This is a genomic window from Lentzea sp. NEAU-D7 (assembly GCF_026242055.1).
Lineage (GTDB): Bacteria > Actinomycetota > Actinomycetes > Mycobacteriales > Pseudonocardiaceae > Lentzea.
Window position 1 is genome coordinate 774160 of record NZ_JAPJDL010000001.1, and the last position, 21601, is coordinate 795760.

The 21601-nt window shown below is 70.8% G+C and carries 22 protein-coding genes; 13 read left to right on the top strand and 9 right to left on the bottom strand.

The annotated features are described in order from the left end of the window. Nucleotides 1–3: 3 nt before the first annotated feature. Nucleotides 4–1554: a hemolysin family protein gene (locus tag ORI60_RS03200; protein WP_266033831.1), complete on the bottom strand. Its 1551-nt coding sequence runs from the start codon at nt 1552–1554 to the stop codon at nt 4–6. Beyond that, nucleotides 1551–2792 carry a hemolysin family protein gene (locus ORI60_RS03205; RefSeq protein WP_266033833.1) on the bottom strand — a complete coding sequence of 414 codons (1242 nt, stop codon included), beginning with the start codon at nt 2790–2792 and terminating at the stop codon, nt 1551–1553. Before ORI60_RS03205 ends, ORI60_RS03200 begins: the two co-directional genes overlap by 4 nt. A 108-nt stretch (nt 2793–2900) precedes the next feature. Here ORI60_RS03205 and ORI60_RS03210 point away from each other — a divergent pair, with 108 nt between their 5' ends. Both ORI60_RS03210 and ORI60_RS03215 read left to right on the top strand, forming a co-directional pair. Beyond that, complete coding sequence (locus ORI60_RS03210) at nt 2901–3296, top strand: MerR family transcriptional regulator (RefSeq protein WP_266033836.1); 396 nt, start codon at nt 2901–2903, stop codon at nt 3294–3296. 34 nt (nt 3297–3330) lie between these two features. After that, nucleotides 3331–5034 carry a dihydroxy-acid dehydratase gene (locus ORI60_RS03215; RefSeq protein WP_266033840.1) on the top strand — a complete coding sequence of 568 codons (1704 nt, stop codon included), beginning with the start codon at nt 3331–3333 and terminating at the stop codon, nt 5032–5034. Here the strand turns inward: ORI60_RS03215 and ORI60_RS03220 are convergent. Then, nucleotides 5031–5213, bottom strand: a complete 183-nt coding sequence (locus ORI60_RS03220) for a zinc transporter Slc39a7 (protein ID WP_266033843.1) — start codon at nt 5211–5213, stop codon at nt 5031–5033. The two genes, ORI60_RS03215 and ORI60_RS03220, sit on opposite strands and share 4 nt — an antisense overlap. Nucleotides 5214–5324: 111 nt before the next feature. On the opposite strand from ORI60_RS03220, the gene ORI60_RS03225 reads away from it, so the two are divergent. From ORI60_RS03225 to ORI60_RS03245, 5 genes are read left to right on the top strand one after another with little or no spacing between them, the layout of a single operon-like run. Beyond that, nucleotides 5325–6890: an ABC transporter substrate-binding protein gene (locus ORI60_RS03225; RefSeq protein ID WP_266033848.1), complete on the top strand. Its 1566-nt coding sequence runs from the start codon at nt 5325–5327 to the stop codon at nt 6888–6890. Next, nucleotides 6857–7867, top strand: a complete 1011-nt coding sequence (locus tag ORI60_RS03230; protein WP_266033850.1) for an ABC transporter permease — start codon at nt 6857–6859, stop codon at nt 7865–7867. Before ORI60_RS03225 ends, ORI60_RS03230 begins: the two co-directional genes overlap by 34 nt. Continuing rightward, the gene (locus ORI60_RS03235) at nt 7860–8744 is read left to right on the top strand and encodes an ABC transporter permease (RefSeq protein ID WP_266033853.1); all 885 of its coding nucleotides are present in this window, start codon (nt 7860–7862) and stop codon (nt 8742–8744) included. Before ORI60_RS03230 ends, ORI60_RS03235 begins: the two co-directional genes overlap by 8 nt. Continuing rightward, complete coding sequence (locus tag ORI60_RS03240) at nt 8738–9640, top strand: ABC transporter ATP-binding protein (protein WP_266033856.1); 903 nt, start codon at nt 8738–8740, stop codon at nt 9638–9640. Before ORI60_RS03235 ends, ORI60_RS03240 begins: the two co-directional genes overlap by 7 nt. After that, nucleotides 9622–10254, top strand: a complete 633-nt coding sequence (locus ORI60_RS03245; protein ID WP_266033858.1) for an ABC transporter ATP-binding protein — start codon at nt 9622–9624, stop codon at nt 10252–10254. The genes ORI60_RS03240 and ORI60_RS03245 overlap by 19 nt, the downstream gene beginning before the upstream one ends. On the opposite strand, the gene ORI60_RS03250 is transcribed toward ORI60_RS03245, so the two are convergent. From ORI60_RS03250 to ORI60_RS03270, 5 genes are read right to left on the bottom strand one after another with little or no spacing between them, the layout of a single operon-like run. Next, nucleotides 10226–10750, bottom strand: coding sequence for a class F sortase (locus tag ORI60_RS03250; protein ID WP_266033862.1), 525 nt, complete (start codon nt 10748–10750; stop codon nt 10226–10228). The two genes, ORI60_RS03245 and ORI60_RS03250, sit on opposite strands and share 29 nt — an antisense overlap. After that, entirely contained in the window at nt 10750–11487 is a 738-nt protein-coding gene (locus tag ORI60_RS03255) for a DUF4397 domain-containing protein (RefSeq protein ID WP_266033865.1), read from the bottom strand. Before ORI60_RS03255 ends, ORI60_RS03250 begins: the two co-directional genes overlap by 1 nt. 45 nt (nt 11488–11532) lie before the next feature. Beyond that, complete coding sequence (locus ORI60_RS03260) at nt 11533–12390, bottom strand: PfkB family carbohydrate kinase (RefSeq protein ID WP_266033867.1); 858 nt, start codon at nt 12388–12390, stop codon at nt 11533–11535. A gap of 19 nt (nt 12391–12409) precedes the next feature. Then, nucleotides 12410–13138, bottom strand: a complete 729-nt coding sequence (locus ORI60_RS03265) for a hypothetical protein (protein ID WP_266033869.1) — start codon at nt 13136–13138, stop codon at nt 12410–12412. A 45-nt stretch (nt 13139–13183) separates the two neighbouring features. Beyond that, entirely contained in the window at nt 13184–14308 is a 1125-nt protein-coding gene (locus ORI60_RS03270; protein WP_266033871.1) for a GAF domain-containing protein, read from the bottom strand. A gap of 128 nt (nt 14309–14436) precedes the next feature. Between ORI60_RS03270 and adh the strand changes: the two genes are divergently transcribed. From adh to ORI60_RS03300, 6 genes are all read left to right on the top strand, one after another. Then, nucleotides 14437–15960: an aldehyde dehydrogenase gene (adh, locus tag ORI60_RS03275; protein ID WP_266033874.1), complete on the top strand. Its 1524-nt coding sequence runs from the start codon at nt 14437–14439 to the stop codon at nt 15958–15960. Further along, nucleotides 15960–16325 (top strand): DUF779 domain-containing protein, encoded by a 366-nt coding sequence (locus ORI60_RS03280; protein WP_266033877.1) that lies wholly within the window; start codon nt 15960–15962, stop codon nt 16323–16325. Before adh ends, ORI60_RS03280 begins: the two co-directional genes overlap by 1 nt. Nucleotides 16326–16362: 37 nt before the next feature. After that, complete coding sequence (locus ORI60_RS03285; protein ID WP_266033880.1) at nt 16363–17217, top strand: hypothetical protein; 855 nt, start codon at nt 16363–16365, stop codon at nt 17215–17217. Further along, on the top strand, nt 17214–18056 hold the full coding sequence (locus ORI60_RS03290) for a DUF2199 domain-containing protein (RefSeq protein WP_266033882.1): 843 nt from the start codon (nt 17214–17216) through the stop codon (nt 18054–18056). The genes ORI60_RS03285 and ORI60_RS03290 overlap by 4 nt, the downstream gene beginning before the upstream one ends. Before the next feature lie 69 nt (nt 18057–18125). After that, complete coding sequence (locus ORI60_RS03295; protein ID WP_266033884.1) at nt 18126–19397, top strand: hypothetical protein; 1272 nt, start codon at nt 18126–18128, stop codon at nt 19395–19397. A gap of 39 nt (nt 19398–19436) precedes the next feature. Beyond that, complete coding sequence (locus ORI60_RS03300) at nt 19437–19823, top strand: SgcJ/EcaC family oxidoreductase (RefSeq protein ID WP_266033886.1); 387 nt, start codon at nt 19437–19439, stop codon at nt 19821–19823. Here ORI60_RS03300 and ORI60_RS03305 read toward each other — a convergent pair. Next, entirely contained in the window at nt 19820–20815 is a 996-nt protein-coding gene (locus ORI60_RS03305) for a chitinase (protein ID WP_266033945.1), read from the bottom strand. The two genes, ORI60_RS03300 and ORI60_RS03305, sit on opposite strands and share 4 nt — an antisense overlap. Nucleotides 20816–21601: the final 786 nt, after the last annotated feature.

The following is a 21601-nucleotide window of genomic DNA, read 5'->3' on the forward strand; positions in this document are numbered from 1 at the left end:
CGGTCAGCGGACGCCGACCGGACGGGTGTCGGTTTCGTCCTCGAAGTCGCCGATCAGCTCTTCGAGGAGGTCTTCGAGTGCGGCAATACCAGTTGTCTTTGGCCGCTCCTTCGGAGACGGCGGCTCGTTCGCCGGGAAGTCGGCCGTCCGGCCGCCGCTTCGGCCCGAATCGCCTTCGGCGGTTGACCCGAAGAGGCGACCGGACGACCGACGGGAACTCGCGTCATCGGCAACCTGGGCGAGCTGACCAGACCCGTTGCCCGCCGCTGTGGCCCCTCCATCGGCGAGCCGAGCGAGCTGGTCAGGCGCGTCGTGCGTCGCCGCCGCAGCCCCGCCATCAGCGAGCCGAGCGAGCTGGCCAGACGCGCCGCCCATCGCCGCCGCAGCCCCGCCATCAGCGAGCCGAGCGAGCTGGCCAGACGCGCCGCCCATCGCCGCCGCAGCCCCGCCATCAGCGAGCCGAGCGGACTGGCCAGACGCGCCGCCCATCGCCGCCGCAGCCCCGCCATCAGCGAGCCGAGCGGACTGGCCAGACGCGCCGCCCATCGCCGCCGCAGCCCCGCCATCAGCGAGCCGAGCGGGCTGACCAGACGCGCCGCCCATCGCCGCCACAGACTCGTCGTCGGCTACCAGGGCCAGTTGCGCTCGTGCTTCGCGCATCGCCGTCACGGCCTGGGCCACCGGCATCGACGCGGGCAGCGTCAGCACCGGGCCCATCAGCTCACGAGCCGGCGGGTCCTCGCCGCGGGCCGTGGCGCGCATGGCCTCGCGGATGTGCACGAGCCCGACGTACCGGCCGTCCTCGTCGGTGACCGGGAAGCGCGACCGTCCGCACTGGAGGCTGCGGCGCTCGACCTCCCGCGCGGTGGTGTGCTCGGTGACCGTCGACGTCTCCGCGATCGGCACCATCACCTCGCTCACGGTCGTGCGCTGCACCTGCAGCATCCTCGTCAGCAACCGTTGCTGCGCCTCGGGGATGAGGCCGTGCTCGGCGGACTGGCGCAGCAGCATCCGCAGGTCGTCCGGCCGGTGCGCCTGCGCCAGCTCGTCCTGCGGCTCGACCTTCATCAGGCGCAGCAGCGAGTTCGTGACGCCGTTCAGTCCACTGAGGAGCCAGCGGACCGAGCGGGCGAACGCGCGGAACGGCAGCGCCAGGATCAGCGCGGACCGCTCGGGGTTCGCGATGGCCCACGACTTCGGGGCCATCTCGCCGACGACCATGTGCAGGAACACCACCAGCACCAGGCTGATCGCGAACGCGATGCCGTAGGCGAACGCGTCCGGCAGGCCGGTCAGGCGGAGCGCCGGTTCCAGCAGGTCCGCGACGGCCGGCTTGGCCAGCGCGCCCAGGCCCAGGGTGCACAGCGTGATGCCGAGCTGGGCACCCGCGAGCATCAGCGACAGCTCGCGAACGCCCGCCACGGCGGCCCGCGCCGCCCGGGACGTCTCGGCGGCCTGCTCCAGCCGGTGCCGCTTCGCCGCGATCAACGCGAACTCCGCGGCCACGAAGAAGCCGTTCAACGCGAGCAGCACGACGGAGATGACGATGCTCATCGGGACAGCACCACCGAATCTGGCACGTTGCGCGCCACCGTCGTGACCACCAGCCGCACGCCGTTCATCTCGATCTCGTCTCCGGCCTCGGCCACCCTGCCCAGCTGGTGCAGCACCAGACCCGACACCGTGTCGTAGGCGTCGTCGGCCGGGAGCTCCAGGCCGGTGGCGTCCTCGACCTCGTCCAGCCTCATGCGGCCGGGAACGCGCCAGTCGTCGCCGACCTTCTCGATCATCTCGGCCACCCGGTCGTCCTCGTCGTGGATCTCACCGACGAGCTCCTCGGCCAGGTCCTCCAGCGAGATCACGCCGGCGAACCCGCCGAACTCGTCGACCACGCAGGCGAGCTGACGGCGCTCGGTGCGCAGCCTCTCCAGCACCGCGGGCAACGGCAGCGTCGCCGGCACGACGAGCGCGGGCGAGGCGATCTTCCCGATGGCCACCGACGCCCGCTGCTCCGGCGGCAGCGTCAGCACCTCGGCCAGCCCGACGACACCGCGCAGGTCGTCGAGGTCCTCGCCGACCACCGGGAAACGCGAGTTGCCGGTCTCCAGCAACGAGACGACGCGCGCGGCGGGTTCGTCGAACCGCACGGCGTGGACGTTCACGCGGGGCGTCATCGCCTGTTCCGCGACGAGCTCGCGGAACCCGATGCCGTGCTCCAGCAGCCGGGTGAGCTCGGGGTCCAGGTGTCCCCGCTCCCCCGCCTCCTCGACGATCTGCCGGAAGTCCTCGGGCGTCGCGCCCTGGGGCAGCTCCTCGACGGGCTCGATGCCGATCGCGCGCAGCAGCCGGTTCGCGGCCGCGTCGAACAGCCGGATCACCGGTCCGGCGATCTTCAGGTAGAGGAGGGTCGAGGAGCTCAGGGCCAGCGCGAGCTTCTCGGGCCGCGCGATCGCGAGGTTCTTCGGCAGGAGCTCACCGAGCACCATCTGCACGAAGGTCGCGAAAACCAGCGCGATCACCATCGAGCCCGGCACACCGAGGCCGGTGCCGAGCAGCGGCTCGGCCACGTAACCCACGAGCAGCGCCGTCACCGTGATGCCGAACTGGGCACCGGACAGCATGAACGAGAGCTTCTGGGTCACGCGGTAGGCACGGTCGGCGGCCTTCGAGCCGCCCTCGGCCAACTGCTGCAGGCGGCCGCGGTCGACCGCCATGTACACGAACTCCTGCGCGACGAAATAGCCGGTGGCCGCGGTGAGGGCCACGATGGCGAGCAAGCCGGATGCGATCAACAAGACGCACCCGGCCACGTACTACAGCCGTCTACATCGGCTTCTTCAGGCATGTACCAACAGTAGCACGTAGCACTGTATGGTTTGCGGTGACGGGAGGTCACCGCCATGTCCGAGGCACTGCTGAAGATCGGCGAGCTCGCCGCCCGCGCCGGCGTGAGCATCCGCACCGTCGACTACTACACGACGCTGGGCCTGATCAGCCCCGCCCAGCGCACCGCGAGCAACTACCGCCTCTACCGCGGCGACGACGTGGAGCGCATCCACCTGGTACAACGCCTGGAGGTCCACGGTCTTCCCCTGGAGGACATCGCCCGCGCGTTCACGGCCGGTCCCGCCGACACCGCGGCGGTGCTCGGGCAGATCGACACCGACCTGCGCACGCTCCAGGAAGCCGCCGACGCCGCGTCCCCGGAGATGCACGGCCTGCTGGCGGTCATCGCGAACCGGGTCCACTCGCTGATCACCATCGCGCTGCAGCTGCCGCCCGACCTGCCGATGTAGCTAAGGTCGGGCGAGGACCTCGGGGAGGCGCGCAGTGGGGCTACGCAGCGAGCATTGGTACGCAGGCCAGGACCGCAACGCCTACATCCACCGCGCCTGGATGCGCCGCGGCGTCCCGGACGACGCCTTCGCCCGCCCGCAGATAGCCATCGCCAACACCGCCTCCGACCTCACCCCGTGCAACGCGCATCTGAACGAGGTCGCGAAGTCCGTCTCGAACGGCGTGTACGAGGCGGGCGGCATCCCGCTGAACCTGCCAGTGGTGTCGCTGGGCGAGACCAACGTCCGCCCCACCGCGATGCTGTGGCGCAACATGGCCGCGATGGCCGCCGAGGAGATGCTGCGCGCCAACCCCGTCGACGGAGTGGTGCTGCTGGGCGGGTGCGACAAGACGATCCCCGCGCTGCTGATGGCCGCCGCGTCCGTCGACATCCCGGCGGTGGTGCTGCCGGGCGGGCCGATGCTGACCGGCACGTTCCGCGGCACTCCCCTGGGCTGCGGCACGGACGTCTGGCGGCTGTCCGAGGAGGTGCGCGCGGGCACGTTGTCGCAGGAGGCGTTCGCCCGCTCCGAGTCGGCGATGATCCGCAGCCGCGGCCACTGCAACACCATGGGCACCGCGTCGACGATGGCGCTGGTCGCCGAGGCGCTGGGCACCGTCGTCCCCGGCGTGGCGGGCACCCCGGCGCCGGACAGCAGGCTGCTGGAGGCCTCGCACGGCACCGGCAGGCTGGTCGTGGAGCTGATCGAGCAGGACCGGCGGCCGAGCACGTTCCTGACCAAGGCCTCCTTCCACAACGCGATCGTGGCGCTCGCGGCGGTCGGCGGCTCGACCAACGCCGTGGTGCACCTGCTCGCGATCGCGGGTCGGCTCGGCGTCGACCTGACGCTGGACGACTTCGACCGCATCGGCTCGGGCGTGCCGCTGCTGGTCGACCTGCAACCGGCCGGCCGGTTCCTGATGGAGGACTTCCACCGCGCGGGCGGGCTTCTGGCCGTGCTGCGGGAAGTCCGCGACCTGCTCGACCCTGCCGGGCTCACGGTCACCGGCCGCCCGCTCGTCGACCACCTCGGCGACGCGCCGATCTGGGACCCCGAGGTGATCAGGAGCAGGTCCGCACCGATCATCGCCGAGGGCGGGATCGCGGTGCTGCGCGGCAACCTGGCGCCGTCGGGGGCGTTGGTCAAACCGGCGGCCGCGTCGGCGCACCTGTTGCAGCACCGCGGAAGGGCCGTGGTGTTCGACAGCATCGAGGACTTCCACGCCCGCGTCGACGACCCCGATCTCGACGTGGACGCGGACTCCGTGCTGGTGCTGCGGGGCTGCGGCCCGCGCGGCTATCCGGGCATGCCGGAGGTGTCGAACATGCCGTTGCCGAAGAAGCTGCTGGAACAGGGCGTGCGCGACATGGTGCGGATCTGCGACGGGCGCATGAGCGGCACGGCCTACGGCACCGTCGTCCTGCACGTGGCACCCGAGGCGGCCGCGGGCGGGCCGCTCGGGCTGGTGCGCACCGGCGACGTCATCGTGCTGGACGTGGAGAACCGCCGGATCGACGTCGAGGCGCCGGACTTCCTGTCCCGCACGCCGAACGAGGCCATGACGTCGGCGTTCGCCTCACCGAGGCGGGGCTGGGAACGGCTCTACGTCGACCACGTCCTGGGCGCCGACACCGGAGCCGACCTGGACTTCCTGATCGGCTCCAGCGGCAGCGAGGTCGCGCGCGAATCGCACTAGTGCGAGTGCTCGTGCTCCTCGATGTGCCCCGCGTCGTGCACGTGCGTGTGTGAGTGCGTCGAGCCGCCGTGCGTGTGGGTGTGCTCGTGCTCGACGTGATCGTGTGCGTGTTCGCCGTGCGGATGCGTGTGAGTCGTGTCTCCGTGGCTGTGCTCGTGGGTATGCACTCCATTGGTCATGCCTTGATGCTGGCACGACTCCTCCTCGAGCGCGCAGCTGCAACGTCTTGCCTATTGCAACTTGCTTGCTGTTAGCTGCACCTGGCAACACGGACACTGGGGAGGAACTGGATGCGGCGCGCGCTTCTGCTGGCCGTCGTCCTGCTGGCGGGGTGCTCGTCACCCGACGGCTCGACGACCGGATCGGCGACGTCCATCGTGATCGGCGCAGGTGGCGAGCCGGAGAACCTCAACCCGGTGCTCGGTTACGCACCCGACGGCGCCGCGAAGATCTTCGACGGACTCGTCTCGCGCGACGCCTCGCTCGCGCTGAAACCGGCCCTGGCCGCGGAGCTGCCCACGGCGTCAGCCGACGGTCTGACGTGGACGGCCAAGCTGCGCAAGGACGTCACGTTCTCCGACGGCACACCGCTGACCGCGGACGACGTCGTGTTCACCTACAAGTCCGTGGTGGACAAGAAGGTGAACTCCACGATCGCTTCCCGGTTCGACGCGCTGGCCGACGTGGTGGCCCTCGACCCGGGCACCGTGCGGTTCACGCTCTCCTACGCCTACGCGCCGTTCGCGCAGCAGCTCGCACTCGGCATCGTGCCCGCGGCGAAGCTCACCGGCGTCGACATCAACAGCGCCCCGTTCAACACCGCCCCGGTCGGCACCGGCCCGTACACGGTCTCCGAGTGGCGCAAGGGCGACCGGATGGTGTTGAAGGCCAACGAGAACTACTGGGGCGGCGCGCCCGCGATCAAGTCCGTGACCGTGGTCTTCGTGCCGGACGACAACGCCCGCGCGACCCGCATGGCCGCTGGTGAGTTCGACGGCACGGTGCTGCCGCCCAAGCTCGCCCGGACCTACCGCGACAGGTCCGGGTACAAGGTCGTGCAGAACCCGTCGGCCGACTACCGCGGTCTCGGCATCCCGTCCGAACTGCCGTTCACCTCGTCCCCGCAGGTCCGGCGCGCGATCAACCTCGGCATCAACCGCCAGGCGATGATCGACGCCGTGCTGGCCGGCTCCGGCAAGCCCGCGTCGACGCCCGTCTCGCCGTACCTGGAGGACTGGTACGACGAGAAGTCCGCGTTCACCTTCGACGTGGCCGAGGCGGAGAGGCTGCTCGACGAGGCGGGCTGGCGCAGGGGCGCGGACGGCAAGCGCGCCAAGGACGGCCAGGCCGCGAAGCTGCCCGTGCTCTACCCCGCTCCCGACGTGCTGCGCAAGGAGCTCGCGCTCGCCACGGCCTCGGACATCGCGAAGCTCGGCATCGACGCCCCGGTCGAGGCGACCACGTTCGACGTCATGCTGCAGCGCCGGAAGGAGGCGGCGGCGGTCTGGGGCGGCGGTGACCCGTACGACCCGGACACGGCCGCGTACACGTTGCTGCACAGCAGGTACGCGGGCCAGGACGGCTACGTGAACATGACGCTGTACCGCAACTCCACTGTGGACACCGCGCTCGACACGGGCCGCCGCAGCCTCGACCCGGCCGCGCGCAAGAAGGCCTACCAGGACTTCCAGGAGGCGTACGCCGCCGATCCCGGCTGGGCGTTCCTGGTGTTCCTCGACCACACCTACGTCGTGCGGGACAGGTGGAACGGCCAGGAGACCCAGGTCGAGCCGCACGACCACGGCCTCGTGCACGCGGTGTGGTGGAACCTCGAGCGCTGGACGCCGAAGCCGTGACGCGGCGGCGGGCGATCGGCACGCTGGCGCTGCGCCGGCTCGCGTTCGCGGTCCCGGTGCTGCTCGTGGTGAGCTTCGCGTTGTTCGTGCTGGCCAAGGCCTCACCGTTCGACCCCGTCGAGCGCTACTTCGGCGTCCGGATCATGGGTGCCTCACCGGAACGCGTGGCCCAGCTGCGGGCGAACTGGGGTGTCGACGAACCGGTCGTGGCCCAGTACTGGGCCTGGCTGCGGCACGCGGTCACCGGCGACCTCGGCGACTCGTTGTCGTTGCAGCAGCCCGTGTCGGCCGTCATCGGCGACCGTCTCGGGTGGACGGTGCTGCTGGTGTCGGTCGGCTTCACCCTGGCGCTGGTGCTCGGACTGCTGCTCGGCACGCTCGCGGCGTGGCGGCAGGGGTCGTGGCTGGACCGGTCGATCACGGGCGGCTGTTACGCGCTGGAGGCCGCGCCGGTCTTCTGGGTGGGACTCGCGGTGCTGTACGTGTTCGCCCTGCAGTTGCGCTGGCTTCCCGGGGGCGGCGTGACGACCGGGTCCGAACCGGTGTCCGCCGGCGGGGTCGCGGTGCACATGGTGCTGCCGGTGGCCGTGCTGGCGATCTCGCAGGCGCCCTGGTTCGTGCTGTTCGTGCGGCAGAACCTCCTCGAGTCGTTCACCCAGGACCACGTGATCGGCGCCAGGGCCCGCGGGCTGCCGGACCACCTGGTGGTGTCGGGGCACGCGCTGCGCACCTCGCTGCTGCCGTTCCTGACCCTGCTCGGCGCACGGCTGCCCGAGCTGATCACCGGGGCGTTGCTGGTGGAGACGGTGTTCTCGTGGCCCGGCATCGCGCGGGCGACGGTGGAGGCGGCTCTGAACGTCGACTTCGCCCTGCTGGGCGCGCTGACCGTGATGGCGACGGGCGTGGTGCTGGTGGGCAACCTGCTGGCCGACGTCCTGTACGCGCTGGCCGACCCGAGGGTGGCGCTCGATGGCTGACCTGACCTGGCGTCCCGCCCCGCGCAGCCGCCTCACCGCCGCGAGCCCGCCGCGGTCACCGCGCTGGCGGCTCCTGCCGTCCGCGGTCGTTTTGGGAGTCGTCGTGCTGGCCGTCCTGGTCGTGCCCCTGTTCGTGGAGCTCAACGAGCAGTACGTCGACCTCGCGATCGCCAACCAGCCGCCGTCCGCCGCGCACCTGTTCGGCACCGACGAACTGGGCCGCGACGTGTTGCTGCGCTGCGTTTACGCCCTGCGCGTGTCCTTGACCGTCGGCGTGGTCGCCGCCGTGATCTCCGCGGTCGCCGGCACCGCGGTCGGCGCGCTCGCGGGGTCGATCGGCGGCTGGTTCGACCGGATCCTCATGCGCGTGGTCGACGCGATCGCCTCGGTGCCGCACCTGCTGCTGGGCATCGTGATCGTGGCGGTCCTGCGGCCCAGCCTCTCCGCCGTGATCATCTCGATCGCCCTGACGCACTGGCTCACGGCCGCCCGGATCGTGCGGTCGGAGGTGCTGTCGCTGCGCACGAGGCCGTTCATCGACGCGGCGATCGTCGGCGGCGCGAGCCGGACGCAGGTGCTCACCCGGCACCTGCTGCCGAACGTCGCCCCGCAGGTCCTGCTCGCGACCACCCTGATGGTGCCGCACGCGGTGTGGCACGAGACGGCGTTGTCGTTCCTCGGCCTCGGTCTGCCGCCGCACGCGGCCAGCGTCGGCAACATGATCAACGACGCCCAGCGCTCGTTGCTGGTGGGCGGCTGGTGGATGTCGCTCGCACCCGGTCTGCTGCTGATCATCACGACGCTGGCGGTGTCCGGGCTGAGCGGCGTGTGGCGGGACCGGCTGAACCCGAAACGGCGCACGGAGCTGACGTGGTGAACCTGGAGATCGACCGGGTGTCGGTGCGGTTCGCGCTCAAGGGCGCGACCGTCGAGGCCGTGAACGACGTGTCGTTGCTGGTCAGGCCCGGTGAGTGCGTGGCGCTGGTCGGCGAGAGCGGCTGCGGCAAGACGGTGCTGGCCTCGGCCCTGCTCGGGTTCCTCCCGGGCAACGCGGAGACCTCCGGCAGCGCGCGGCTCGGCGACGTCGACCTGCTCGCGGCGACCGACCACGAGCTCGCCACCACGGTGCGCGGACGCCGGATCGGTCTCGTCCCGCAGAGCCCGGCGAGTCACCTGACGCCGGTCCGCACCGCGCGGTCCCAGCTCGAAGAGGCGGCGCGCGTCCTCGGCGGCGACGCCCGGCAGGCCGCCGAACGGGCCGGTCTGCTGCCCGAGCACCTCGACCGCTACCCGCACGAGCTGTCCGGCGGCATGGCGCAGCGCGTCGCGAACGCGCTCGCGCTGGTGGGCAACCCGCCGCTGCTGATCGCCGACGAACCGACCACCGGTCTCGACCGCGACCTCGTGGACGGGCTGCTCGGCGAGTTCCGCAGGCTGGTCGACGACGGCCACTCCGTCCTGCTGATCACCCACGACCTCGCCGCGGCGCACAAGGTCGCCGACCGGATCGCGGTGATGTACGCGGGCCGGATCGTCGAGGTGGGCCCCGCGCACGAGGTGCTCGACGGCGCGAAGCACCCCTACAGCCGGGGGCTCGCGAACGCCCTGCCGGAACGGGACTTCCTCCCGGTCCCCGGCCAGCCTCCCCTGCTCACCGACCTGCCGGCGGGGTGCGCGTTCGCCCCGCGCTGCGCCCAGGCCACCGCTATCTGCGAGGACCGCCCCGTGCTCACCGACGACCCGCACGCCGTCGCGTGCCACCGCCCGTGCTGACCGGGCTGGGCATCACCGCGGGCTACGACGCCCCGGTGATCACCGATGTCAGCCTCACCGTCCGGCCAGGACAGACCGTGGGGCTCGCCGGGCCGAGCGGATCGGGCAAGTCCACTTTGGCGCGAGTGCTCGCGTTGCTGCACAAGCCGTTCGCGGGCACGGTGGAGATCGACGGCGAGACCGTCACCGGGTTCCGGTTCCAGGCCCGGCAACGCACCAGGATCGGCGTGCTGTTCCAGCAGCCGAGGTTGTCCGTCGACCCGCGGTTCACCCTGCGCCAGGCGATCGCGGAACCGGGCGGGGACCGCGTCGGCGAGCTGGCCGACCTGGTGATGCTCACCGACGACCTGCTGGGCCGCCGTCCGCACGAGGTCAGCGACGGGCAGTTGCAGCGCGCCTGCCTCGCCCGTGCGCTCGCGCTGAAGCCGCGGTACCTGATCTGCGACGAGATGACGACGATGCTCGACGCCTCCACGACGGCGGCGCTGGTCGGCGTGATCCAGGCCTACCAGCGCGAGTCCGGTGCGGGCGTGCTCGCGATCTCGCACGACACCACGCTGCTCACGAGGTGGGCGGACGAGACCGTCAGACTTTCAGCACCGCTTCCACGATGACGTTGTTCCGGTAGCTGCCCGCGACCCGGTCGAAGTCGCCCCCGCACGTCACGAGCCGCAGCTCCGACAGCGGCGTCGGCCCGTACACCAGGGCGGTCGGGAACGCGGACTTCTCCGTCGTCCGGGTGCCGTTCACGACGAACGTCAGCTTGCTGCCGTCCTCGCGCTCCACCAGCACCTCGGCACCGGGTCGCAGCTCGGGCAGCCGGTAGAACACACCGGGCCCGGTCTTCGAGTCGACGTGCCCGGCGATCACCGCCGGGCCGGCGTCGCCCGGCGCGATCCCCTTGGCGTACCACCCGGCCTTGTCCGAGCGCGTCGGCGGCTCCAGCACCCCGGCCGAGTCGACCTCCAGCGCTTCGAGCGTGGTCTCGACGCCGATCGACGGGATCAGCACCGTCACCGGTTCCGGCACCTCGTCCGAACCCGGCCCTTTGACGACGTAGATGAGCGTGACCAGCACCGCGGCGCCCATCAGGAACTTGCCCCTGGCCATCAGCCGAACCGGAACAGCCGGCCGCGCACCGAGTACATCGCCACGCCCACGATGAGCGTGATCACCAGGGCGGTGAGCCAGTCCCAGCCGCCCGCCATGCCGCCGAACCCGGTCTCCTGCCCGCCTCCGGGCACGACCTCGGCGCCCTTGGCGTCGGTCCGCAGCTCGATCCGCCGCGCGTTGACCAGCAACGTGTAGACCCCGCCGGGTTCGATCGCGGCCTCCAGTGTCGTGGAGTCCTTGCCGCGCGGCACCACCTGCAGCGCGTCCGAGCCGGGCGCCAGCAGGACGTAGCCGGTCGTGGAGTTCGCCTGCACTCCGCGGTGCACGGCCGTGCCGCCGCGCACCAGGTCCATCGCCGCGTCACCAGCGTTGATCACGCGCAGCCGCGCCTGCCCGTCCGGAGGCAGGCTGATGTCGTCCTCCAGCACCCTGATCGAGGAGGCGATGTCGATGACGGTGTAGGTCTTCCCGCTCTCCGCCCGCATCGTCACCGACCGCAGCAGCGGGCTGCCCGGCTCGGCCATGCGGAACTCGACGACGTGCTCACCGGGCTCGATGCGGCGGTAGTCGTAGAGCTGGGCGTAGTCGAGCGTGCCGAGCCTGACCCCGTCGAGCGTGCCGTCGACACGCGCCTGGTCCATCGAGAAGTGCCCGAGACGCACGTACGTCCCTGTCGCGGCGTGTGCGGGCATGGCGGAGAGCAGCAGCAACAGCACTACGGCGAGTACTCGCACGCGGACCCCTCCCCTCATTGGACGCCTCAACGATAACGCGCCTGATCAGCTTGCAGTGAGGTTCGGCCGGCCCCCGGGATGCGTCACCGTGGCCCCCGAGGCCTCGACGGCGAGCCTCGCGGCCTCCTCGGGGCCGTCCCCACGCGTGAGAGCGAACGCCAGGGCCGCCACGAACGCGTCCCCGCCCCCGGTCGTGTCCACCACCCGCACGTCGCCGAGCGGCACCACCAGCTCTCCCCCGTCCCACGTGAACACGTTGCCCACACCGTCCACGGCGAACGCCACGAGTTCCTTCGGCATCAGCTCGCGGGCCGCGCCCAGCGCGTCCTCCGCGCTCGCGATCCTGCGACCGGTCAGCTGCTCCGCCTCGCGGTGGTCCGCGCGCACCACGTCGGCGCACGCCAGCAGTTCGTCTCGCAGCCGTTCGGGTGCGCCGTCGAGCACCACCCGCCCGGTCGCCGCCCGTGCCGCCTTGAGGGCCACCTCGGGCGGTTGCTGCAGCTGCACGACCACGGTGGCCGCGGCCGCGATGGTGTCGACAGGCAGGTCCTCCTCGCGCAGCAGCACGCCGTCCGGGACGTCCTCCAGGTACCGCCACCCGTCGGCGACCACGTCCACGAACAGCGCGGTCTCGCACCCAGGCCGTCGCACCACGCCCTCGGTGGCGATCCCGTCCGCACCTGCCCGCGCGATCAGCCGGGCGCCCACGTCGTCGTCCCCGACCACACCGACGAGCGCGACCGGCGCACCCAGCTGCGCGAGCCCGACCGCGATGTTCGCGCCCTTGCCGCCCAGCATCTCCCGGCGTTCCCGCACGGGTGTCGTGCCCCCGGCCTCCGGCACCTCGTCCACGACGAGGACCAGGTCCCGCCCCACCTGCCCGACCACGACGACGTCGTCCATGGTGGAGGACTACCCAGGATCAACTCCGCGAGAACCGGTCGGTGACGTCGAGCCCGTCCGGCAGCACCGCGAACAGGTCGACCGGCGTCCGCTGCGACACCATCTCGCCGCGGTGCAGCCGCTTGAGCCGGTCCCTCGCCACGACGACCTGCTCGCTCGGGGCGGAGAGCACGATGACCGGCACCGCGCCCTGGGCGACGTGCGCGCTCACCCGGTCCTCGGTCCCGCGCCCGAACTTGAGCACCGTCCCGTACCGCACGAGGTAGAGCAGGTTCTCCTCGCCGCGCACGCGCTTGAGCCGCCGCACCTCGCCGGTCTCCTCGTCGCGGCCCCACGTGCCGTGCGACTTGGTCAGCCACCGGTACCCGGTCCACGGCAGCCCGTGCACGTCCGTCGCGAGCACGGTCCAGCCGGGCCGGAAGTACTTGGCGAGCCGGACCTTCACGGTCGTCGCGGCGAGGAACTCGGAGTTCTCCCGCCAGGTGCCGTCGAGCTCCAGCCGGTGCGCGATCTTCTGCACCGCCGGGTCCGGCACGGACCTGTCGTCCAGGCACACCAGGCACCTCGTGCGCCACCCGACACCGCACGAGCGCGCGACACCGCACCAGCCGCACTGCTGGATCTGCACGGGCGCGCCACCGGGCCTGTCGTGCAGCACCTTCATCTGGTCGGACACGACCTGCAGGCACGGCGCGCACAAGGCACACCACGCGACCTCGGTGACCTCCTTGCGCGGCAACCGGGTCATACAGTTGATGCACTGCTTCACATTGCCCTCCCCTGGCGGGAAAGCCTATTCCAGCGCCCTTCGCAGGCGCGAGGAGACGAGAGCGTGACGAGGATCGGTGACCGGGAGCAGCGAGTGCAGCCGTTCGAGCACCTCGGCGTCCTCGCCGTTGTCCGCGAACGACAGCAGCGCGCCGAGATCTCCGCGCTCCAGCACGCCCTTGCGCACCGCGGCGGCGAGGTCGGCCCGCTCCTCGCGGATCGCCGGCGCGTCCGAACGGGGTAGCAGATCACCGCCGTAGTGCCGGGTCGCCCTGCCCGCGTCACCGGACCTGAGTGCGGTCCGCACGTCCAGGAAGTCGCCGCGCACCACGGCATCGAGCCGGTACGGCCTCGTCAACAGGACACCACCGAGCTGCGCACGCAGCCTGTGCAGCTCCGCGCGGACCGTGGTCGGGTTCCCGCGTTCACCATAGAGCAGCAACGCGAGTTGTTCCGCCGTGAGGCCCTTGGGGTGCAGCGCCAGCGCCGTCAGGACCTCCGCGTTGCGCAACGTCAGCGCCAGCGACCGCCCGTCGAGGTCGGCGTGCAGCCCGCCGAGGAAGTTCAGCGTCAGCACGTGCTGCCGCGGCGCGAACCGCTGCAGGTGGTGCTCGGCCAGCCGGGCGGCCGCGGACACGAGCTGCGCGACCGCCGGGTGCATCGTCTTCAACGGCCCGCTGACGTCGACGACGCCCAGCAGGACCCCCGTGTGGGGGTCGTGGACGGGGCTCGCCGCACAGGTCCAGCCGTGGTAGGTGCGCACGAGGTGCTCTCTGGAGTGGACGGTGACGGGCCTGCCCGTCGCCAGCGCGGTGCCCATCGCGTTCGTGCCGATGACGTCCTCGCTCCACCGCGCCCCCTCGGTGAGGTGGACGCGTTCGGCCCTGTGCCGGACCTGGTTGTCGCCCTCGCACCACAGGACGTGGCCGCGGGTGTCGGTGACGATCATGATCGTGTCGTCCATCGACAGCGTGTGCGTGAGCAGCGGGACGGTCGCGGCGAGCGGGTGCGCGCCCCTCATGTCCGCGACCTCGTCGAGCTCGTAGACGACCGGCGCCTCGTGCCTGTCCGGGTCCACGCGCGCGGCAAGGGAGCGCCGCCACGACTCGAAGATCACCGGACGCGCGGCACCCAGCTCGACTGGGTCCATCGGTCCAGGATGCAGTCCGCGGCACCACACCGGCAAGCCCGTCGTTGGTCCGATCGGATGCAACGTGCGTGAAACGTTGCCGGTCTTACCTTCGCCGCCTGTTCGCAACGACGCGGGAGGCAGACCCCATGGCGAAGTACGCGGCTCCAGGACAACCGGACAGCGTGGTCACGTATCGCGACCGGTACGACCACTTCATCGGAGGCGAGTACGTGCCGCCCGCCAAGGGCCAGTACTTCGCCAACCCCACCCCGGTCACCGGGGAGGACTTCACCGAGATCGCGCGGGGCACCGCCGAGGACGTCGAGCGCGCACTGGATGCGGCCCACGGCGCCGCCCGCGCGTGGGGCAGGACGTCGGTCGCGGACCGCGCCAACGTGCTCAACAAGATCGCCGACCGCATCGAGGCCAACCTGGAGATGCTCGCGGTCTCGGAGACGTGGGACAACGGCAAGGCCGTCCGCGAGACGCTGGCCGCCGACCTGCCGCTCGCGGTGGACCACTTCCGCTACTTCGCGGGCGCGCTGCGCGCCCAGGAGGGCGGCATCTCGCAGATCGACGAGGACCTGGTCGCCTACCACCTCCACGAACCGCTCGGCGTCGTCGCGCAGATCATCCCGTGGAACTTCCCGATCCTGATGGCGGTCTGGAAGCTCGCGCCCGCACTGGCCGCGGGCAACGCGGTCGTGCTCAAGCCGGCCGAGCAGACGCCGGCGTCGATCCACGTCCTGATGGAGCTGATCGCCGACCTCATCCCGCCGGGCGTGCTGAACGTCGTCAACGGCTTCGGCGTCGAGGCGGGCAAGCCGCTCGCGTCCTCGCGGCGCGTCGCGAAGGTGGCGTTCACCGGCGAGACGACGACCGGCCGGTTGATCATGCAGTACGCCAGCGAGAACATCATCCCCGTCACGCTGGAGCTCGGCGGCAAGTCGCCCAACGTGTTCTTCTCCGACGTGGCCGCGCAGCGGGACGCCTTCTACGACAAGGCACTGGAAGGCTTCACGATGTTCGCCCTGAACCAGGGCGAGGTCTGCACGTGCCCGTCGCGGGCGCTCATCCAGAGCGACATCTACGACGGTTTCATGGGCGATGCCGTGGAGCGGACTCGCGCGATCAAGCAGGGCCACCCTCTCGACACCGAGACGATGATGGGCGCGCAGGCGTCCAACGACCAGCTCGAGAAGATCCTGTCCTACATCGACATCGGCAAGCAGGAAGGCGCCCGCGTGCTCACCGGCGGCGAGCGCGCCGACCTCGGCGGCGAGCTGTCCGGCGGCTACTACGTGACGCCGACGATCTTCGAGGGCGACAACAAGATGCGGATCTTCCAGGAGGAGATCTTCGGCCCGGTCGTCTCGGTCACCCGGTTCGCCGACTACGACGACGCCATGAAGACCGCCAACGACACCCTGTACGGCCTGGGCGCCGGCGTGTGGTCGCGCGACGGGTCCGTCGCCTACCGCGCCGGCCGCGACATCCAGGCGGGTCGTGTGTGGGTGAACAACTACCACGCCTACCCGGCGCACGCGGCGTTCGGCGGCTACAAGCAGTCCGGCATCGGCCGCGAGAACCACCGCATGATGCTCGACCACTACCAGCAGACCAAGAACCTGCTCGTCAGCTACTCCCCGAACGCCCTGGGCTTCTTCTGATGCCCCGCGTCGCACTGACCCCTGAGGCCGCGGACGTCCTCCGCGGCCTCAGGGCCGACCACGGCGACCTGATGTTCCACCAGTCCGGCGGCTGCTGCGACGGCTCGGCCCCGATGTGCTACCCCCTCGGGGAGTTCCGCACCGGATCGTCCGACGTCCACCTCGGGGACCTCGCGGTGGACGAGTTCGTCGTTCCTGTGTGGATGTCCGCGGCGCAGTTCGAGTACTGGAGCCACACGCACCTGACGATCGACGTGGTGCCCGGCCGTGGGAGCGGTTTCTCGCTGGAGGCACCACTTGGAGTGCGCTTCCTGGTGCGTTCCCGCCTGCTGGCCGACGACGAGCTGCAGCGCGGCGACCGCTGACCGGTGCCGATCGCACTCGCCCCACTACCATGCGCGCATGACCGTCCAATGCGGATGCTGCGGAGCCGAGATCACCTCTACGGACCGCATCGACTACCGGCTGAACCGTCCGGAGCAACTGCTCGGCGTGCCCGGTGAGCAACTCGGTGCTCCCACGGGCGGGCTGCTCGTCGGTCCGGACGGCGACTCCTACATCCGTTGCCTGCTCCCGGTTCGGCTGACCGGCGGAACCGAGATCGTGTTCGGCGCGTGGACGCAGATCAGCAAGGTCGACGCGATGTACGCCCACGCCGTGTGGGACAACGACGAGCAGTACGCGAACCTGCGGATCGCCGGCAGGTTCGCGAACGTCATCAAGCCCTGGGACGTGCTCGGAGTGCCGGTCGAGGCCGCGGTGCTCAACACCGACGAGCTGCCGTACTTCACCGCGCACCCGTTGCTGGAGCGCGAATGGGACCGCGACGAGGTGCTGTGCCGCATCCGGCACCCGCTGCCCGTGCCGGTCCGCGAGACGCTCGGCGAGGTCTGGACCATCGAACGGACCGAGGGCATGCGCTGCGTCGTCGACGGCCGCACGGTCAGGTTCACGAGCCCGGACCGCCGGGTGGCGCTCGACGTCTACGCCGACCTCACCGGCGGCAGCGTGAGCGACTTCCTCGGTGCCGTCCTCGACGGCTACCCCGCGAGCGCCGAGCACTCCGTGCAGCACGACGGCCCGGAACTGCGTCACGCGTTCTGGCTCAGCGAGGTGATCGACGGCCACGAGGAACAGGTGTTCCACGCGCACGTCGTCCGTCCCGGCACGATGATCTCCGTGCGCTGCGTGTACCGCTATCCCGCGGACAAGGCGTGGGCGCAGCACGTGCTCAACAGCGTCCGGTACATCGGGTGACGGCCTGCGACTGCTGCGGCGCCGAGCTCGACGAGTCGGGCGCCATCGACCTGGACCTGGGTCTGCCGCCGGGCGTGCGCGCCCACTCGCTCCTGGCCGGCGGCAACGTTCTCCTGACCGGCGACGCCGCGTACGTGCGGTGCGTCCTGCTCGTCGACCTGACCGGCGACCTGGAACTGTGGTTCGGCGCCTGGATGCGGGTCGACGAGCAGGACGCGCGGCACGCGGCCGACTCGTGGGACGGCCCCGGCTACGACTCGCTGAAGTTCACCGGCACGTTCGCGCACGACATCAAGCCGTGGGACGGCCTGCGCGGCGCGGAGGTGGCCGCCGAGGTCCGCGAGCCCGGCGACCTGCCCGAATACGTCCAGCACCCGCTGCTCGGCACCACCTGGGACCGCGACGAGGTGCTCAGCGGCTACCTCGTCGAACTGCCGGTGCCGATCCAGCAGAGGCTGCCCGGCAGGTGGAGCGTCGAGCGCAGCGCGGGCCTCACCCCGCACGTGCTGGAGGAGGGCCTGCGGTTCGCCGGACCGGGCCGCGCGGTGTTCGTCGACGTCCGCCGGGCCCAGGGCACGTCGGCCGAGCGCTTCCTGGAGCTGGCTCTGGAAGGCGCCCCGGACGTGCCGGAGGAGCAGAGGTTCGTGGAGCGCGACGGCGTCGAGCTGCGACACGCGCTGTGGCTCACCGGCGCCTCCGGCCGGCACGAGTTCCACGGCCACGTCGCGCGGTTCGGCGAGATGGTCGTCGTGACGTGCGTGCACGACGACCCAGCCGACCACGCCTGGGCACGTCACGTGCTGAACAGCGTCCGCTTCCGCCGCGGAGCGCGATCGTAACGTCAGGGAAATCCCAAGTTTGCGCGAGTGAACTGGACCACTTGCCGAGCCCGACTCACGATTCCCGCCATGAACGTCCTGCTGGCATTCGCACTCACCGCGAGTCTCACGTCGCCGGTGCACCTGCCCCCGACAGCACCGTGCCCGGAGAACGTCCCCGCCGGCACCACCTGTTACGAGGGCCGGGACCCGAACGGCGCGTACTACACGATCGCCGTGCCGAAGAAGTGGAACAAGACGCTCGTCGTGCACTCGCACGGCGGCCCCGACCTCGGCGACCCCACGCCGGAGCGCACCCGTGACGACCTGAACCGCTGGTCGGTCATGGTCGAGGAGGGCTACGCGTGGGCCGGGACCTCGTACCGGCGCGGTGGGTACGGCACGCGGATGGCGGCCGAGGACACCGACAACCTGCGCAGGATGGTCGTCAGGATGCTCAAGCCGCACAAGGTGTACCTCCACGGGCAGTCGTGGGGCGGCAACGTCGCGGCGAAGACCATCGAGCTGTACAAGGGTTATGACGCGGCGCTGCTCACGAGCGGCGTCCTGGCCGGCGGTTCGCGCGGGTACGACTACCGCGTCGACCTGCGCGTGGTCTACCAGTACTACTGCGGCAACCACCCGCGGCCGTCCGAGGAGCAGTATCCGCTGTGGCAGGGCCTGCGTCCCGGCTCGACGATGACGACCGCCGGCCTGCGCGGCAGGATCGAGGAATGCCTCGGCGTGGCAGGCAGCCGCACGCCGGAGCAGCAGCAGAAGCTCACGGACATCCTCACCGTCACGAAGATCCCCGAGGAGACGCTGAACTCGCACCTGAACTTCGCGACGTTCACGTTCCGCGACATCGTGCACAACCGCCTGGGCGACCGGAACCCCTGGAGCAACAAGGGTGTGGTGTACAAGGGCTCGCACGACGACGCGGCGCTGAACGCGGGCGTCGAACGCTTCGCCGCGGACCCGTCGGCCCGCGCCGACCTGGCCCACGACAGCGACCTCACCGGCAAGATCGACATCCCGGTCCTGTCGGTGCACGCGATCGGCGACCCGACCGCGTTCGTGGAGCACGAGTCGGCTTACCGCGACGTCGTTTCCAAGGCGGGGCGCTGGTACAACCTCGTGCAGACCTTCACGACCGAGACGACGCACAGCGCGTTCAGCGACTCCGAGTACGCCGCGGCCATGCAGTCCCTGTCGGCCTGGGAGAAGTTCGGCGTGCGCTCCAACCCGTTCCTGATCTCGTACGCCTGCCCCGGCCACGACCAGAAGTACGGCACTGGCTGCTTCTACAACCCCTGGTACCAGCCGAAGTCCTACGAGTCGCGGGTAGCGCCTCGCGAGTGACTTGACCTCCAGCATGGTCGAGGTACGACGATCTTGACCATGACCGACATCGCAGAGATCGAGAAGCTCGTCGCCACCGTCCAGCACTCGCAGCAGAACGAGCTCCCCGAGGAGTTCATCGGCCTCTTCCGCTCCGACGCGATCTGGACGACCGCGCACGGCAAGCGGCTCACCGGCCGTGACGAGATCGCCTCCTTCACCCGCCAGGTCCTGCCCGGCGCGGCGAAGGAGGCGACCGCCACGTACGAGGTGGCGCACGTGCTGTTCATCCGGCCCGACGTGGCGGCCGTCAAGATCCGCCAGCGCCCGGTCCGGCCCGACGGCACCCCGATCCCGGACCAGAACGAGGGTTCACCGCTCTACATCCTGTCCAAAGAGGACGGAGTGTGGCGGATCGCCGCCGGGCAGAACACCATCGTGCTCTAACGCCCCTGCAACGACTTCACCTTGTCGCCGAAGGTCCAGTTCTTCGAGCCGTCCCAGTTGATCGACCAGGTCATGAGCCCCTTGAGCTGGCCACCGAAGCTGTTCCACGCCTGCCCGACCAGCGCAGGGCTCATGTAGCCGCCACCGGCACCAGGCTGCGCGGGCAGCCCGGGAACCTGCTTGTCGTAGGGCACCTTGATCGTGGTGCCCTGCACGACCAGCCCCTTGTTCAGGCACTGCGTCTGCGCCACGAACCCCTGCACGGTCCCGGCCGAGTAGCTGTCGCCGGAGCAGCCGTACATGGAACCGTTGTAGTACTGCATGTTCAGCCACCACAGACGACCGTTGTCCGCGTACTTCTTGATGATCGGCAGATAGGCACCCCAGATCGAGCCGTACACGACGCTGCCGCCCGTCACGTACGCGGTCTCCGGCGCCATGGTGAGCCCGAACCCGGCCGGCATGGCCGCCAGCACCCCGTCGATGATGCGCACGAGGTTCGCCTGCGACGCCGACAGCTGGTTGATGTTGCCGCTGCCGACCAGACCCGTCTCGATGTCGATGTCGATCCCGTCGAAGTTGTACCTCTTCAGGATCGGCACGACGGTAGCGACGAACCGGTCGGCCACAGCGGCCGAACTCAGGTCGATGCCCGCCGTCGCGCCACCGATCGACAGCAGGATCGTGGCCCCGGCCGCCTTCGCCGCGCACATCTCGGCAGGAGTCGCAACCTTCACCCCGGCGTCCATGCCGTCCTCCCACAGCACGGTGCCGTCGGACCGGATCACGGGGAACGCCGCGTTGATCACGTTGTAGCCGTGCTGCTTGATGCGGCTGTCGGTGATCGGGGTCCAGCCGAACGGCGGGTGCACCCCGTTGGACGCGCCGTCCCAGTTCTCCCAGTACCCGTGCAGGACCTTGCCCGCCGGGCGGGGTTTGAGCGCACACGTGTCGGCCGCCTGGGCGGTGACCGGGACGAGCACGGTGCTCATGAGCAGAAGCAGGGCTGTCAGCGCTTTGGGCAACAAGCGGGACATTCGCTCACCTTTCGCTTACAGGCGGCGACCCACTGTCATTGAAGCACGAAATGGTCCAGACCTCTACTGGATGGGTGGCGGGGTCTGGGCGGGTGGCGGGGTCTGAGCGGGTGGCGGGGTCTGAGCGGGTGGCGGTGAGGGGTGGTGGTGCGGTGGCCGCGCTGGACGAGCGCGGGGACGGAGGCCTGGGCGGGAGGTGAAGCCCGGCCTGCGAGAGATGAAAGCGGCGAGAAGTGACGCGCTGCGGCCGAAGCGAGGCGAGCTGGGGCGCGAGCGGTGACGGCGCAAGCGGGCGTGTCGCCCTGGATCATGCGAGGAGACGGGCCCAGGTGAGCGGAAGCAGGCGGGTGGCGAGACGACGCGGGGCGGCGCAGCTGCGTCTTGCGGACCGCGAACTGGGGCGAGCTGGGGCGGGTGCGTGGCGCCCGGAAGCATGCGGCGAAGCGAGCCCAGGTGAGCGGAAGCTCGCGGGCTGTGCGGCGCAGCGTGAGTTGGTGCGGGGATGGCGCTGCAGCGTCTCGGACCCCGCGAGCTGGGGCGAGGCGAGTCGGGGCGCGAGTGGTCACGGCGCCCGGATCCTGCGGGAAGGCGGCTTAGGCGAGCAGAAACTTGGGGACCGCGAGGCCGAACAGGGGCGAGGCGGCGCCAGGCAGGGCAGCGCAGCGCAAGGCGGCCCAGGGCGAGGCGGCGCCGGACAGCGCGACTACGTCTCGTTGAGGGTGGCGGAAACACTCGCCCGCG

Bases quoted from the DNA above. Each gene is read 5' to 3' on its own strand.
- ORI60_RS03200 (WP_266033831.1), bottom strand. From the start codon at position 1,554: ATGAGCATCGTCATCTCCGTCGTGCTGCTCGCGTTGAACGGCTTCTTC.
- ORI60_RS03210 (WP_266033836.1), top strand. From the start codon at position 2,901: ATGTCCGAGGCACTGCTGAAGATCGGCGAGCTCGCCGCCCGCGCCGGC.
- ORI60_RS03220 (WP_266033843.1), bottom strand. From the start codon at position 5,213: ATGACCAATGGAGTGCATACCCACGAGCACAGCCACGGAGACACGACT.
- ORI60_RS03225 (WP_266033848.1), top strand. From the start codon at position 5,325: ATGCGGCGCGCGCTTCTGCTGGCCGTCGTCCTGCTGGCGGGGTGCTCG.
- ORI60_RS03235 (WP_266033853.1), top strand. From the start codon at position 7,860: ATGGCTGACCTGACCTGGCGTCCCGCCCCGCGCAGCCGCCTCACCGCC.
- ORI60_RS03250 (WP_266033862.1), bottom strand. From the start codon at position 10,750: ATGGCCAGGGGCAAGTTCCTGATGGGCGCCGCGGTGCTGGTCACGCTC.
- ORI60_RS03260 (WP_266033867.1), bottom strand. From the start codon at position 12,390: ATGGACGACGTCGTCGTGGTCGGGCAGGTGGGGCGGGACCTGGTCCTC.
- ORI60_RS03265 (WP_266033869.1), bottom strand. From the start codon at position 13,138: ATGACCCGGTTGCCGCGCAAGGAGGTCACCGAGGTCGCGTGGTGTGCC.
- ORI60_RS03270 (WP_266033871.1), bottom strand. From the start codon at position 14,308: ATGGACCCAGTCGAGCTGGGTGCCGCGCGTCCGGTGATCTTCGAGTCG.
- adh (WP_266033874.1), top strand. From the start codon at position 14,437: ATGGCGAAGTACGCGGCTCCAGGACAACCGGACAGCGTGGTCACGTAT.
- ORI60_RS03280 (WP_266033877.1), top strand. From the start codon at position 15,960: ATGCCCCGCGTCGCACTGACCCCTGAGGCCGCGGACGTCCTCCGCGGC.
- ORI60_RS03285 (WP_266033880.1), top strand. From the start codon at position 16,363: ATGACCGTCCAATGCGGATGCTGCGGAGCCGAGATCACCTCTACGGAC.
- ORI60_RS03295 (WP_266033884.1), top strand. From the start codon at position 18,126: ATGAACGTCCTGCTGGCATTCGCACTCACCGCGAGTCTCACGTCGCCG.
- ORI60_RS03300 (WP_266033886.1), top strand. From the start codon at position 19,437: ATGACCGACATCGCAGAGATCGAGAAGCTCGTCGCCACCGTCCAGCAC.
- ORI60_RS03305 (WP_266033945.1), bottom strand. From the start codon at position 20,815: ATGAGCACCGTGCTCGTCCCGGTCACCGCCCAGGCGGCCGACACGTGT.